Origin of the sequence: Pseudomonas sp. fls2-241-TYG-175 (genome assembly GCF_030209155.1) — a bacterium.
GTDB lineage: Bacteria > Pseudomonadota > Gammaproteobacteria > Pseudomonadales > Pseudomonadaceae > Aquipseudomonas > Aquipseudomonas viridiflava.
This window is the reverse complement of record NZ_JARVSO010000012.1, coordinates 41,591-56,119: the sequence shown is the minus strand read 5'-3', so window position 1 is coordinate 56,119 and position 14,529 is coordinate 41,591. Positions and strand designations below refer to the sequence as shown.

Annotated in this window: 11 protein-coding genes and 1 pseudogene; 7 read left to right on the top strand and 5 right to left on the bottom strand. The window is 60.0% G+C overall.

The features are described 5' to 3' along the window. Positions 1-97: 97 nt before the first annotated feature. The gene (locus tag QRN20_RS10140; protein ID WP_058431451.1) at positions 98-1,327 is read right to left on the bottom strand and encodes an acyl-CoA dehydrogenase; all 1,230 of its coding nucleotides are present in this window, start codon (positions 1,325-1,327) and stop codon (positions 98-100) included. Positions 1,328-1,497: 170 nt separating this feature from the next. On the opposite strand from QRN20_RS10140, the gene QRN20_RS10135 reads away from it, so the two are divergent. The 3 genes from QRN20_RS10135 (at position 1,498) to QRN20_RS10125 (ending at position 3,914) form a co-directional block, all read left to right on the top strand. Continuing rightward, positions 1,498-2,433, top strand: a complete 936-nt coding sequence (locus QRN20_RS10135; RefSeq protein ID WP_043306085.1) for a LysR family transcriptional regulator — start codon at positions 1,498-1,500, stop codon at positions 2,431-2,433. A 159-nt stretch (positions 2,434-2,592) separates the two neighbouring features. After that, positions 2,593-2,985 (top strand): MerR family transcriptional regulator, encoded by a 393-nt coding sequence (locus tag QRN20_RS10130; protein WP_025995485.1) that lies wholly within the window; start codon positions 2,593-2,595, stop codon positions 2,983-2,985. Positions 2,986-3,002: 17 nt separating this feature from the next. Further along, entirely contained in the window at positions 3,003-3,914 is a 912-nt protein-coding gene (locus tag QRN20_RS10125; protein ID WP_032632945.1) for a hydroxymethylglutaryl-CoA lyase, read from the top strand. A 283-nt stretch (positions 3,915-4,197) separates the two neighbouring features. Here QRN20_RS10125 and QRN20_RS10120 read toward each other — a convergent pair. After that, positions 4,198-4,505, bottom strand: a pseudogene (locus tag QRN20_RS10120) (hypothetical protein). 122 nt (positions 4,506-4,627) lie between these two features. Here QRN20_RS10120 and QRN20_RS10115 point away from each other — a divergent pair. From QRN20_RS10115 to QRN20_RS10100, 4 genes are read left to right on the top strand one after another with little or no spacing between them, the layout of a single operon-like run. After that, complete coding sequence (locus QRN20_RS10115) at positions 4,628-5,791, top strand: isovaleryl-CoA dehydrogenase (protein ID WP_025995487.1); 1,164 nt, start codon at positions 4,628-4,630, stop codon at positions 5,789-5,791. Positions 5,792-5,804: 13 nt separating this feature from the next. Beyond that, positions 5,805-7,412, top strand: coding sequence for a carboxyl transferase domain-containing protein (locus QRN20_RS10110; RefSeq protein WP_122499975.1), 1,608 nt, complete (start codon positions 5,805-5,807; stop codon positions 7,410-7,412). Positions 7,413-7,420: 8 nt separating this feature from the next. Next, positions 7,421-8,260 carry a gamma-carboxygeranoyl-CoA hydratase gene (locus QRN20_RS10105; RefSeq protein ID WP_032651706.1) on the top strand — a complete coding sequence of 280 codons (840 nt, stop codon included), beginning with the start codon at positions 7,421-7,423 and terminating at the stop codon, positions 8,258-8,260. After that, entirely contained in the window at positions 8,257-10,212 is a 1,956-nt protein-coding gene (locus tag QRN20_RS10100; RefSeq protein WP_285360288.1) for an acetyl-CoA carboxylase biotin carboxylase subunit, read from the top strand. The genes QRN20_RS10105 and QRN20_RS10100 overlap by 4 nt, the downstream gene beginning before the upstream one ends. Before the next feature lie 56 nt (positions 10,213-10,268). Here QRN20_RS10100 and nfuA read toward each other — a convergent pair whose 3' ends face one another. From nfuA to QRN20_RS10085, 3 genes are all read right to left on the bottom strand, one after another. Then, a complete protein-coding gene (gene nfuA / locus QRN20_RS10095) occupies positions 10,269-10,862 on the bottom strand; it encodes a Fe-S biogenesis protein NfuA (protein WP_004884435.1) in 594 nt (197 codons plus the stop codon). 100 nt (positions 10,863-10,962) lie between these two features. Beyond that, the gene (locus tag QRN20_RS10090) at positions 10,963-11,985 is read right to left on the bottom strand and encodes an acyltransferase family protein (protein ID WP_058431444.1); all 1,023 of its coding nucleotides are present in this window, start codon (positions 11,983-11,985) and stop codon (positions 10,963-10,965) included. A gap of 189 nt (positions 11,986-12,174) precedes the next feature. Next, a complete protein-coding gene (locus tag QRN20_RS10085; protein WP_502942118.1) occupies positions 12,175-14,478 on the bottom strand; it encodes a fatty acid cis/trans isomerase in 2,304 nt (767 codons plus the stop codon). Positions 14,479-14,529 lie beyond the last annotated feature (51 nt).

Here is a 14,529-nt window from a genome sequence, read left to right as displayed (position 1 = left end):
CACAGCCCCGTATCTGCTGCGCGACAGCGCCAGGTCGAAGGCTTGGTGGCGCCTCCAACGAAGCTTATCTGCCGCGGGCAGCGGCCTGTCAGAGGGTTCAGGAACGACCGCGCAACACATCCGCAGGCACGTACTTGCCCAGCTCAAACTTGCCGATTGCCGCCCGGTGGACCTCGTCAGGGCCATCGGCCAGGCGCAGGGTACGTTGCATGGCATACATGTAGGCCAGCGGGAAATCATTGGAAACGCCCGCGCCGCCATGCATCTGGATGGCCCGGTCGATCACCTTCAACGCAACGTTGGGCGCCACGACCTTGATCTGCGCGATCTCGCTCTTCGCCACCTTGTTGCCCACGGTATCCATCATGTACGCCGCCTTGAGTGTCAGCAGGCGAGCCATGTCGATTTCCATGCGTGAATCGGCGATCTTGTCGATATTGCCGCCGAGCCTCGCCAAAGGCTTGCCGAATGCGACGCGATCGATGGAGCGCTTGCACATCAATTCAAGTGCCCGTTCGGCCATGCCGATCGAGCGCATGCAGTGGTGGATACGGCCCGGCCCGAGACGCCCCTGAGCGATTTCGAAGCCGCGTCCTTCTCCCAGCAGAACGTTTTCATAAGGTACGCGAACGTTTTCGAACAGCACCTCTGCGTGACCATGAGGCGCATCGTCGTAACCGAATACCGGCAGCGGCCGCACTATTTTCACGCCGGGCGTGTCGACCGGCACCAGAATCATGGAGTGCTGCTGATGACGCGGACCATCCGGGTTGCTCAGGCCCATGAAAATCAGGATTTTGCAGCGTGGATCACAGGCACCGGATGTCCACCATTTACGGCCGTTGATCACCCATTCATCGCCCTGACGTTCGGCCCGCGCAGCCATGTTGGTGGCATCGGATGAGGCAACGTCCGGCTCGGTCATGGCAAAGGCCGAACGAATCTCGCCACGCAACAGAGGCTCGAGCCAGCGGGTTTTCTGCTCTTCGCTGGCATAGCGGACCAGCACTTCCATATTGCCGGTGTCCGGTGCCGAGCAGTTGAAGGGTTCCGGCCCCAGCAGCGAACGGCCCATGATTTCCGCAAGCGGCGCGTATTCCAGATTGGTCAGCCCGGCACCCAGTTCGGATTCGGGCAGGAACAGGTTCCACAACCCTTGCGCCCTCGCCTGCGCCTTGAGCTGCTCCATGATCGCCGTCGGCTGCCAGCGGTCACCCTCTGCAACCTGCCGCTCGAATACCGGCTCGGCCGGATACACATAGGCATCCATGAACGCGGTCACACGCTCACGCAGGGCCTGCACCTTGGGGGAATACGCAAAATCCATGAGCAGCTACCTTTTTTCAGGGCGTCTTTGTGATGAGAATGATCCTAGAGAACGCCCAGACATTTATCTAATCTATTCTCAGCGTGTATAAACATTCATAACCGATATATGATCGAGCCACGTTGCGGCACAAGCGACGATCCACAAAAACAGGACGAGGCGCTCCACCAATGAACCTGAGCAAGGTTGATCTCAATCTATTCATTGTCTTCGACGCCATTTACACCGAAGCCAATCTGACCCGGGCCGGACAGATCGTCGGGATTACCCAGCCCGCCGTGTCAAACGCGCTGGCACGCTTGCGCGAAACCTTCAACGATGCGCTGTTCGTGCGCACCGCCCAGGGCATGGTCCCAACCCCCATGGCGCAGAACATCATCGGTCCGGTGCGCAATGCCCTGTCTCTGCTGAGAGTGTCCGTGCAGGAAAGCCGGATATTCAATCCGCAGCAGGCCAGCAAGAACTATCGCATCAGCATGACCGACCTTACCGAAGCGGTGATTCTGCCGCTGCTGTTTCAACGTCTGCGGCGTCTGGCGCCAGCAGTGACCATCGAGAGCTTTCTGTCCAAGCGCCGCGAGACGACCAAGGAACTGGCGGCCGGGCGCCTGGATTTCGCAGTCGATGCGCCGCTCAACACCGATCCGCAGGTACGTCACGTCAAGCTGATGGAAGACCGATATGTCTGCGCCATGCGAAAAGGCCACCCTCTGGCCGGCAAGCCGGCGTTCGGACTGGATGACTACCTGGCCCAGGCACACATTCATATTTCGAGTCGGCGCAGTGGATTGGGGCATGTGGATCTGGCGCTGGGCAAGATGGGCATCCAGCGCAAGATCGCCCTGCGCTCCCAGCACTACCTGATGGCGACACAGGTCTTGCAGCAGACGGACATGGTCATGACCGTGCCGGAACGCTTCGCCCGGCGCAATGACCTGCACTTCGTGTACCTGCCGGTGAATGACGTGCCCTCGGTCGAAACGCACCTCTATTGGCACGAAAGCACGGATCAGGACCCGGCCAATCGCTGGATGCGCGAGCAGATCATCGAGCTGTGTCAGCGGGTTACCGCGCAAGAACAGAACCTCGATAAAGCTTCAGCTTAAACGCTCAAATATCTGATTAATTTAAATAAAATCCTTAACGTTAAAGTTGATTCGAGCTTGAAACAGACTGTTTTGTGGTGGCGACTCATCAACGCGCCTGCTTGACGTAAACGTCAAGCAGGCCGTAGGTTAAGCCCTACGTCTATCGTTGAGCCCACCATGAGCAGCCAGACCTACAGCATTTCAGAACTCGCTCGCGAGCTGGACATCACCACCCGCGCCATTCGTTTCTATGAAGAACAAGGCATGCTCTGCCCCGAGCGACGCGGCATGGAACGCATCTATTCGGCGCGCGACAAGGTCACCCTGAAACTGATTCTGCGCGGCAAGCGCATCGGCTTTTCGCTGGCCGAGTGCAAGGAACTGATCTCGCTCTACGACCCCAGCGGCGATAACCAGAAGCAACTGCACACCATGCTCGGCAAGATCGCCGAACGTCGTGATCAGCTCGAACAGCAGTTACTGGACATCCAGCAGATGCAGCTTGAGCTCGATACGGCGGAAGAACGCTGCCGTGCGGCACTGGATCGAACCGCCACTCCAACCTTATGACTTCAGGTAGCCTCGCCATGCCTTTGCCCACGTCCCTGCCCCAGCACGTAAGCCTTGTAGAAGTGGGTCCGCGCGATGGCCTGCAGAACGAATCACGCCCCATCAGCATCGCAGACAAGGTCCGCCTGGTGGACGACCTGACCGCCGCAGGGCTGGGCCACATCGAGGTCGGCAGCTTTGTCTCACCCAAGTGGGTGCCGCAAATGGCCGGGTCCGCGCAGGTCTTTGAACAAATTCAGCGCCGCGAGGGCGTTATCTATTCGGCGCTGGCGCCTAACTTCAGAGGTTTCGAAGACGCCCTGGCGGCTGGCGTGCGGGAAGTGGCGGTGTTCGCCGCTGCATCCGAAGCGTTCTCGCAGCGCAACCTCAACTGCTCGATCAGCGAGAGCCTGGAGCGTTTCGCGCCCATCATGGAGGCGGCGCGTCTGCACGGGCTGCGCGTCCGGGGTTACGTATCCTGCGTGCTGGGCTGCCCTTATGAAGGTCGTATCGCCCCCGAGCAAGTGGCTGCCGTCGCCAACGAACTGCACGCCATGGGCTGCTACGAGATCTCGCTGGGCGACACCATCGGCACCGGCACGCCCGGCGCGACCCACGCCCTGTTCAACACCGTGGCCGGCCAGATTCCACGCGGCAAGCTGGCGGGACACTTTCATGACACCTACGGTCAGGCGCTGGTGAATATCTACGCCAGCCTTGAGGAAGGGATTCACGTGTTCGACAGCTCTGTGGCAGGCCTCGGTGGCTGCCCTTATGCCAAGGGCGCCAGCGGTAACGTTGCGACCGAAGACGTGCTGTACATGCTCGAAGGCATGGGCATCGAAACCGGAGTCGACCTGGATCAGGTGATTCAGGCGGGCCAGCGGATCTGCGACGTGCTTGAGCGCAGCAACGGTTCGCGCGTAGCCAGGGCGCGCCTGTCTGCATGAGCGTGTCACCGGTCGGTAACCAAGTGCGACAACTTGTCACAGATTGTTACCCTCCGTCGCGTCCTGTCGGGGCAAACGGGTAACACGGAAACAATCGACAACCCATTTAAAGGTCACGTGATGCAGCGAGACACCCAAAGCCCCGTATTTAAAGGGCTTTGTAAAACTGGCACGGGTCCTGCTATATCTCTGGTACAACAAAAATAAAAAAACACGCAGCAACCCAATAAAAACAATACGTACCGGCTCTGACACAACAAGAACAACACGGACAGAGGCGTAGCTAACAGATTTTTTTGGAGTGGATAGCTTTTCAGAACTGCTTGCCTGCAAGCCGTTCGCAACCAGACAGAGAACAATAAAACTGCCTCAAGGCGGCTACCAGACTGGTTGGATCAATACGATGAAAGTGTCATCAGCGCTCAAAAAAATACGTTTGCTTTTGGTCCTGCTTAGGGATCGCTCAAAAAAGATGTGAAGGGCAAGGCTGCCAAAAACAACAATAGGCCTCCCGAAAACAAAAAAAGAGCATAAAGAAGAAACCTTGAAGGGGAGCCCAGGCTCTCCTTCGTGCTTTCCGGCATTCGACATTCCCCTCACCCCCACTGGCTACCTGTTGCGATCAATGCCGACATTGACAGTGCCACGACGCAGGTTTACGTTAACGTAAAGGTCATAGCCTATCCGCCAAGAATAAAACAGGAACGCTACCCATGAGTTACCCCAGCCTGAACTTCGCCCTGGGCGAAACCATCGACATGCTGCGCGACCAGTTGCGGTCCTTCGTCAGCGCAGAACTTTCTCCACGCGCAGCGCAGATCGACAAAGACAACCTGTTCCCGGCTGATATGTGGCGCAAATTCGGCGACATGGGTCTGCTGGGTATCACGGTCAGTGAAGAATACGGCGGCGCCGGTCTCGGCTATCTGGCTCATGTCGTGGCGATGGAAGAAATCAGTCGCGGCTCGGCCTCGGTAGCGCTTTCCTATGGTGCGCACTCGAACCTGTGTGTGAACCAGATCAATCGCAACGGCAACCCAGAGCAGAAAGCTCGTTATCTGCCGAAGCTGATCAGCGGCGAGCACATCGGTGCACTGGCCATGAGCGAGCCCAATGCCGGTTCGGACGTGGTGTCGATGAAGCTGCGCGCCGACAAACGCGGCGATCGCTATGTGCTCAATGGCAGCAAGACCTGGATCACCAACGGCCCGGATGCCAACACTTACGTGATCTACGCCAAGACCGACCTGGAAAAGGCGGCCCACGGTATCAGCGCGTTCATCGTCGAGCGCGACTGGAAAGGTTTCTCCCGCAGCAACAAGTTCGACAAGCTCGGCATGCGTGGCTCCAACACCTGTGAGCTGTTCTTCGATGACGTCGAGGTGCCCGAAGAAAACCTGCTCGGCACGCTCGACGGCGGTGTCCGGGTGCTGATGAGCGGCCTGGATTACGAGCGCGTCGTGCTGTCTGGCGGACCCACCGGGATCATGCAGGCCTGCATGGACGTGGTGGTGCCTTACATCCACGACCGTAAGCAGTTTGGCCAGAGTATCGGCGAGTTCCAGCTGATTCAGGGCAAGGTCGCCGATATGTACACCCAGCTCAACGCCAGCCGCGCCTACCTGTATGCCGTGGCGCAGGCCTGTGATCGCGGTGAAACCACCCGCAAGGATGCTGCAGGCGTGATCCTCTACAGCGCCGAACGCGCCACCCAGATGGCACTCGACACCATCCAGATCCTCGGCGGAAACGGCTATATCAACGAGTTTCCAGCAGGCCGTCTGCTGCGCGACGCCAAACTCTATGAAATCGGCGCGGGCACCAGCGAAATTCGCCGCATGCTGATCGGCCGCGAACTGTTCAACGAAACCCGTTGATTCCGGAGTCCTTATGGCCATTCTGCATACCCGCATCAATCTCCGGGACCCGCAATTCGCGCTCAATCGCGCAGCGCTGCTGGAACAGGTTCATGAATTGCGTGCATTGCTGAGCAAGGTTCAGCAAGGCGGCGGTCCCAAGGCGCAGGAGCGCCACACGTCGCGCGGCAAGCTATTGCCCCGTGACCGCATCAATCAGTTGCTGGACCTTGGCTCGCCGTTTCTGGAAATCGGCCAGTTGGCCGCCTACGAGGTTTACGGCGAAGACGTCCCGGCAGCGGGCGTGATCGCAGGAATCGGCAGGGTCGAAGGTGTGGAGTGCATGATTGTCGCCAACGACGCCACCGTCAAAGGCGGCTCGTACTATCCGCTGACGGTCAAAAAGCACCTGCGCGCCCAGGCCATCGCCCAGCAGAACCGTCTGCCCTGCATCTATCTGGTGGACTCCGGCGGGGCCAATCTGCCGCGTCAGGACGAAGTGTTTCCGGACCGTGAACACTTTGGCCGCATCTTCTTCAATCAGGCCAACATGAGCGCTCAGGGCATTGCCCAGATCGCCGTGGTCATGGGTTCCTGCACCGCTGGCGGCGCTTACGTGCCTGCGATGGCGGACGAGGCAATCATGGTCCGTGAGCAGGCAACGATCTTTCTCGCCGGTCCGCCGCTGGTGAAGGCCGCCACTGGCGAAGTGGTCAGCGCCGAAGACCTGGGCGGTGCCGACGTGCATTGCCGGACCTCGGGCGTCGCAGACCATTACGCTGACAGCGATGAACACGCATTGGCACTGGCGCGGCGCTGCATCGCCAACCTGAACTGGCGCAAGCAGGGTCAGCTGAACGTGCAGGCGCCCATTGACCCGCTGTACGCCAGCGACGAGCTGTACGGCATCATCCCGACCGATACCAAGCAACCGTTCGATGTGCGTGAAGTCATCGCCCGGCTGGTGGATGGGTCGGTGTTCGATGAGTTCAAGGCGCTGTTCGGCACCACACTGGTGTGCGGCTTCGCCCATTTGAAAGGCTATCCGGTCGCGATCCTGGCCAACAACGGCATTTTGTTCGCCGAGGCCGCGCAGAAAGGCGCGCATTTCATCGAACTGGCCTGCCAGCGCGGCATTCCCCTGCTCTTCCTGCAGAACATTACCGGCTTCATGGTCGGTCAGAAATACGAAGCAGGCGGCATCGCCAAGCATGGCGCCAAGCTGGTAACGGCTGTTGCTTGTGCGCGGGTGCCGAAATTCACCGTGATCATCGGCGGCAGTTTCGGCGCGGGCAATTACGGCATGTGTGGCCGCGCTTACGATCCGCGTTTTCTGTGGATGTGGCCCAACGCCAGAATCGGCGTGATGGGCGGCGAGCAGGCCGCTGGCGTGCTGGTGCAGGTCAAGTGCGAACAGGCCGAACGCAGCGGCCAGGCGTTCAGTGCACAGCAGCAGGCCGAGCTGAAACAGCCAATCCTCGATCAATACGAGCACCAGGGCCACCCGTACTACTCCAGCGCCCGCCTGTGGGACGACGGCGTGATTGACCCGGCGCAGACCCGGGACATCCTTGCGCTCGCCCTCTCCGCTTCGCTCAACGCCCCTATCGAACCCACCACGTTCGGCCTGTTCCGAATGTAAGCCGGGAAATGACCATGACTGCCTTCGCGACAATAGAACTGATTGACGACCCACGCGGCTTCGCCACGCTATGGCTGAACCGGCCGGACAAGAACAACGCCTTCAACGCGCAGATGATCCGCGAACTGATCCTGGCGCTGGACGAGGTCCAGAGCCAACCGGCCTTGCGTTTTCTGCTGGTGCGCGGTCGCGGCAAGCATTTCAGCGCTGGTGCCGATCTGGCCTGGATGCAACAGGCTGCAGAACTGGACTACAACACCAACCTTGACGACGCTCGGGAACTGGCCGAACTGATGTACAACCTCGCCAAGCTGAAGATTCCTACGCTGGCCGTGGTGCAAGGTGCAGCCTTCGGCGGCGCACTGGGCCTGATCAGTTGCTGCGACATGGCAATCGCCGCTGACGATGCGCAGTTCTGCCTGTCCGAAGTGCGCATCGGCCTGGCGCCTGCGGTCATCAGCCCGTTCGTGGTTCAAGCCATCGGTGAACGCGCCGCACGGCGTTATGCGCTGACAGCGGAGCGCTTCAGTGCCGAGCGCGCGCAACAGATCGGCTTGATCGCCGAACACTACCCGCTGGCGGCGCTGGACGAGCAGACCGCCCTTTGGGTCGATAACCTGCTGCTGAACAGCCCGCAAGCCATGCGCGCCAGCAAGGACCTGCTTCGCGAGGTCGGCAGCGGCGAGTTGACCCCAGCCCTGCGTCGTTACTGCGAAAGCGCCATCGCGCGCATCCGCACCAGTGCCGAAGGACAGGAAGGTCTGCGCGCCTTCCTGAACAAGCGCTCGCCCGGCTGGCAGGCGCAAGCCGATGACAGCGCCTCGTATGAAAAGGACTCGCAGTCATGAGCCATCTTGAACTGAACACGCTGCTGGTTGCCAACAGAGGCGAAATTGCCTGCCGCATCATGCGCACGGCAAAGAAAATGGGCCTGACCACCGTTGCCGTACACAGCGCAACTGATCGGGACGCACGTCACAGTCGCGAAGCCGACATCTGCGTCGATCTGGGCGGCAGCAAGGCCTCGGAAAGCTACCTGATGATCGACAAGCTCATCGCCGCCGCCAAGGCCAGCGGAGCCCAGGCCATTCACCCCGGCTACGGTTTCCTCTCGGAGAACGCCGACTTTGCCCGTTCCATCGAAAACGCCGGGCTGATCTTTCTCGGCCCGCCCGCCTCGGCCATCAACGCCATGGGCAGCAAGTCGGCGGCCAAGTCCCTGATGGAAGACGCAGGCGTGCCACTGGTGCCGGGCTATCACGGTGCTGCACAGGACATCGAGACCTTTCGCGCCGCGGCAGAGCGTATCGGTTACCCGGTCCTGCTCAAAGCCACAGCCGGGGGCGGCGGCAAGGGCATGAAGGTGGTCGAGCAGGATAGCGAACTGGCCGAAGCCCTGGCCTCTGCCCAGCGTGAGGCTTTGTCCTCTTTTGGCGACTCGCGCATGCTGGTCGAAAAATATGTGCTTCAGCCACGGCATGTGGAGATTCAGGTATTTGCCGATCAACACGGCCATTGCCTGTACCTGAACGAGCGCGACTGTTCGATTCAGCGTCGTCACCAGAAAGTCGTCGAGGAAGCGCCCGCCCCCGGCCTTTCGCCCGAGTTGCGGCGTGCCATGGGCGAGGCAGCGGTCAAGGCGGCGCAAGCCATCGGTTATGTGGGCGCGGGCACCGTGGAGTTTCTGCTGGATGCACGCGGCGAGTTCTTCTTCATGGAGATGAACACCCGCCTGCAGGTCGAACACCCGGTCACCGAATACATCACCGGCCTCGATCTGGTGGAATGGCAGATCCGCGTGGCACGCGGTGAACCGCTGCCCATCAGCCAGGCGCAGGTTCCGCTGATCGGCCACGCCATCGAGGTACGGCTGTACGCCGAAGACCCGGCCAATGATTTTCTGCCCGCGACCGGAAAGCTCGAGCTGTATCGAGAATCGACACCCGGCTTCGGACGCCGCGTAGACAGCGGTGTCTGCGAAGGCGACAGCATCTCGCCGTTCTACGACCCAATGCTCGGCAAGCTGATCGCCTGGGGTGAAAACCGTGAGGAAGCGCGCCTGCGCCTGCTCGGCATGCTCGATGAGTTTGCAGTCGATGGCGTGCGGACCAACCTGACGTTCCTGCGCCGGATCATCGCGCACCCGGCCTTCGCCGCTGCCGAGCTGGATACCGGGTTCATCCCCCGCTATCAGGCTCAGTTGCTGCCCGAACAATGCCCGCTGTCCGAGGAGTTCTGGCAGGCCGCTGCTGAAGCTTTCAGGCAGAGCGAACCCGGGCGCCTTCGCGAAGAGGACCCCACGTCACCGTGGAGCACTCACTCCGGCTTTCGTGCAGGTATGCCGGCTGAAATCGACCTGCATCTGGAGTGCAATGGCGACCGCAAAAGGGTTCGCCTGCGCAATGACAGCGAATCACGGTATCGGTTGGGTTCAGAGACGCTGAGTGTCGAAACGGACGGTGTCAGGCTTCAGCATCTGGCGATTCGTCGAGGTGCCAGCCTGTACCTGAAATGGCACGGCGAGCCCTTCACGGTCACCCAGCCAGACCCGATCGCCCAGGCCGGACTGATCGGTAACCTGCACGGCGGCCTGACAGCTCCCATGAACGGCAGCATTGTTCGAGTGCTTGTGGAGCCCGGGCAGTCTGTCGAAGCCGGAACGCTGCTGGTGGTGCTGGAAGCCATGAAGATGGAACACAGCATCCGCGCAGCTACAGCGGGCGTGGTCACGGCGCTGCACTGCCGCGAGGGTGACATGGTCAATGAAGGGGCTGTGCTGGTCGCGATAGAGGCCGATTGAAGCCAGAAACAAAAACGCCCTGAACAAGTCAGGGCGTTTTCCGGGAAAGGAACGGCTTAGTAGTAAGCGTTTTCTTTCTGGGTATGGTCGGTCACATCGCGCACACCCGACAGCTCTGGAATACGCTCCAGCAGGGTACGTTCGATGCCTTCCTTCAGGGTGACATCGGCCTGACCGCAGCCCTGGCAACCGCCGCCGAACTGCAGAACAGCGATGTTCTGGGTGTCTTCCTCGACCACGTCGATCAACGTAACCTGACCGCCGTGGCTGGCGAGCCCCGGATTGATTTCGGTTTGCAGGTAGTAGTTGATCCGCTCGTTGATCGGACTGTCGGCGTTGACCATCGGCACCTTGGCGTTAGGTGCCTTGATGGTCAGTTGGCCGCCCATACGGTCGGTGGCGTAATCGACGACAGCGTCGTCCAGAAAGGCTTCGCTGAAACCGTCGATCCAGGCCGTGAAGCTCTTCAGGCCAATCGCCTTGTCTTCCGGCTTTTCTTCGCCCGGCTTGCAATAGGCGATGCAGGTTTCGGCGTACTGAGTGCCAGGTTGGGTAATAAACACGCGGATGCCGATGCCCGGGGTGTTCTGCTTTTCCAGCAGATCGGCCAGATAATCGTGGGCGGCATCGGTAATAGTGATAGCGGTCATGAAAATTCCTCGCAGACGTGCCAGCAGTTTACGCCAATCGAGTGCGCCGCACAAAGTCCTAGTATTCTTGTCGGAAAAGAGCTGGTCGGAAATGGCCCCATCAGGAAAGCGCCCTGGCGGGCTGCACGGCGCGGCGCGCGTCCAGCCAGTCCTTGAGACGACGATACATCCCCTTCTCGATCCACTCATAACTCAGCCATGCGCCAATGGCGATGACCGGCACACAGAACGCGAACACCAGATAGGGACTCAGTCCATAGCGCTGCGCCATCAGCAGGCCGCCGTACAGCACCAGCACATGCAGCAGGTACACCGAATACGAGCAATCGCCGAGCACCTTGAGCAGTCGGCTGCCCCGGAAGTAAGGTTCCAGCGAAATACAGGACAATACAATCAGTGCGCTGGGCAGTCCCCAGTTCAGCAGGCGCTGGTCATTGGTCAGGTGATTGATGGCGTACAGACCGACCGCGATGCCCGCCAACGGCAGCCAGAGCGCCTCCCTGATCCAGCCACGGCGATACAGAATGCCGATGCCGATACCCAGCAGAAACTCGTAAATGATGTCGTTGCCGTAGAAGCGGCTGATCACCCCCGCACGCGCCAGCACCTCACTGACACCGAACAGCGCCGCTGCGATGATCAGTGGCCGGTGCCGCTGCTTGAACAGGAACACCATGCTGAACAGCAGGTAGAAGAACATTTCGTAGTTGAGCGTCCAGCCAACGTTCAGCGTGGGGTACAAGCCGTAACCGCCGGGATTTTCGGAGGGAATGAAGATCAGCGACAGCATGAAGTTCTGCCAGCCGATAACCTGATGCGGCAACATGGGCGCCGCAGCCAGCAGCAACAGCGCCATGGCGGCGGTATAAAGCCAGTACGCAGGGACGATACGAATCAGACGATGCAGGATGAAACGACCAGCGGGCATGTCGCTTTTCTGGGTAGAAAGGAAGATCACCAGTCCGCTGATCACGAAAAAGATATCGACGCCGACGGCGCCTTTGGAGACAAAGAATTCGCCAATGGGACCACTGGCCTTGAAGTCGTAAAAAATCTGCATGAAGTGATGACATACCACCACCCATGCTGCGAACGCCCGCAGGGCCTGTACCGAAATCAACATTGGAAAACCTCTACTGCCTGACTTTCAACTCAACCAGCAACCCGGGCTCGCGTCAGCGACAGGTTCCATGGCGCGCCCCCCTCGGACCGCATTTTTGAAAAAAAGATCGTAGAAAACGGGATTCGTTCAGGTTTGCAGAGATGGCCGCAGGCCATATATCTCATGGCCTGCAGGCGGAAACGTACGGATTCAGAGGTTCTCGTAACGGTTCATGTCGAGCACCGCAGCTTCACGCGGAGCGGTTTCCTGAAGATAACGATTCAGGTCGTGAAAGTACGTCCAGAACAGCGGATGCGTGCGCCGGATGCCCCAGCGCTGGACGATCTGTTCAAAGCTCGCCTGATCCTTGCTCTGCTGCATCGCATCGACGAACGCGGGCACCTGGGCAGCCGGCACGTTGAACATGAAGTTCGGGTAACTGCTGAGCACACCGGGATAAATGCTCAGCGTGTCCAGCCCCGGAATATAGCGGTAGGACTCACCCAGTAAAAACGCTACGTTGGTGTGCGCACGGTTGCGCAACATGCTGTACATCTCCCGCTTGCCGGTGCCGTCCTCGATACGCAGCATCGTCGCTTCGGGCAACTGGTCGATGACCTTGAGCCCCGCAGCGGGACGCGACGTCAACCGGCTGAGTGCCTGCTCCGCCTGGGCAAAGCTGCTGCTCAGGCCCGGACGCGAACAAAACGCACCCTCACAGCGATTGATCGGATCGGGCGACGCATTGAGCGGGCCGACCCGCTGAATCAGCTTGTTGGCGAAGTCACGTACCGGGCTTTTCTTGTCCAGGCCGATGCCTGTGGGCGTGTCGTCATCAATGTCCTGATAATCCAGCCACATCTTGACCTTGCCGCTGTCCTGATACAGATCGCCGAGCAGACCTTCGCGCAGGTCGGCAGGCATCAGACGCAGGAAATTGATCTCAGCACCGTTGCGTATCAGATCGAAATACAGCCGCGTCTGGGCCTGATGGGAGACATTGCCATAGACATCGAAATTGACCGCCAACTGATAATAGGTGCGCTCCAGCAACGGGTAATCGAACAGCCACATCGAATGTGGCACATCGCCGATCAGCCCCTTGGTCACCGAAGCACTGTCGAAATGGCGGAAAACAGTCAACAGTGCGTTGTCATTGCCGGTCCACAGATCGCTCCAGCCCGGTGGCGGTTTCTTCGCGTAGGTGTCGCGCCGCAGGTTCTCGTAGGCATTGCGACGGTCACGATAAGACAGCCAGAGGCCCAGCACACTGCCGACGTTATCGTTCTGCCCTGGCATGGCCAGTAACGGCGTCGCCTCGCCCCGGTAAACCGCATCGGTCAAGTACCGGTCGTGCCCGGGCTCCTGAAACATCACCCAGAACTGATCGCGGATCACGTCGGTAGCGATCTGCCCACGACAGACTGGGCCACGGATGAAGGTGCGCACGAAGTACTCGGCGTTATCGAGCATGAACTCATAACGCGCCTCGGCCGGAATGGCCTCGAAGGTCTGAAACGGATTGGCCCGATGTCCCGGTCCGTAGCCGGGCAAGGCGTTGACCTTCCAGTCGTTGGCGTAGAACAGTTGCTTGACCCGAGCCATTTTCTGCGGGCTCAACACGTAAGTGATATGGGTCTTGCGGACGATCACGCCCTGCACCGGGACCAGACGGTAGTAGAAGTTACTGCCCGGATCATCGTTGGGGCGCCGTGTGGCAATCAGGTCAACCGGCTTGCCGGTCGGCGTTCGTGAGCGCACCCACTGGTAGAAATGCCCCGCCGCGCCGTCTTCGAAATAGATGTGGGCCAGAAACAGATGCTCGAACAGCCAGCGACCGACCAGCGCCTGATTGGCACCGGGCTGATTGAGCAGGTTTTCCCAGGCGAGGATCTGACTTGCCTCGGCGACCGTCGGCGTGATCGTCTGCGACTCAACCGGGGCGCCTGCAGCCAACCAGCGCTGCAGCGTCTGGTATTCGGCGTCGGTCAGCCCTGCAACCGCCAGCGGCATGCCCTGCTGGGCGTGCGCGGCCGCATAGGCATTGAACTCGCCGGGCAGCGGGCAGACGTTTTCACGATTAATGCCCAGTGCAATGGTGTCCGGAATCTTGCTGTTGGCAGGTAATGGCGCACTGCGCCCCAATTCCAGCATGCGCGCCATCAGCGCCGCCTGACTGCCCTGTGCATCCAGCACCGAGTAGAAGCCCTTGCCGCGCCACGCGTCGGTGTCGCGAGCGTCATAGAACAGACGGGTAGGCGCGGCGGCCTCGGTGCGCTCCCCCTGATAGACCGGTATCTTGCTGGCGCCGCGACTGACGCCCTCGCCACTGCCCAGATTCAGCTGACAAGGCGCGTCGTTGCACGCATGACAGGCCACGCACTTTTCGGTGAGGATCGGTTGAATATCCCGCACGTAGGAAATGGCAGGCGACGAGACCGGAGGCGGCGTCTGGGCCTGAAGCACGCAGCAGGAAAAGAGCAGGACAATGCCTGCCAGCAAGCGATGCGGCATGGAAACCGGGCTCTGAGCGTAAAAGCCGATGATTCTACAAGGCTGCACACC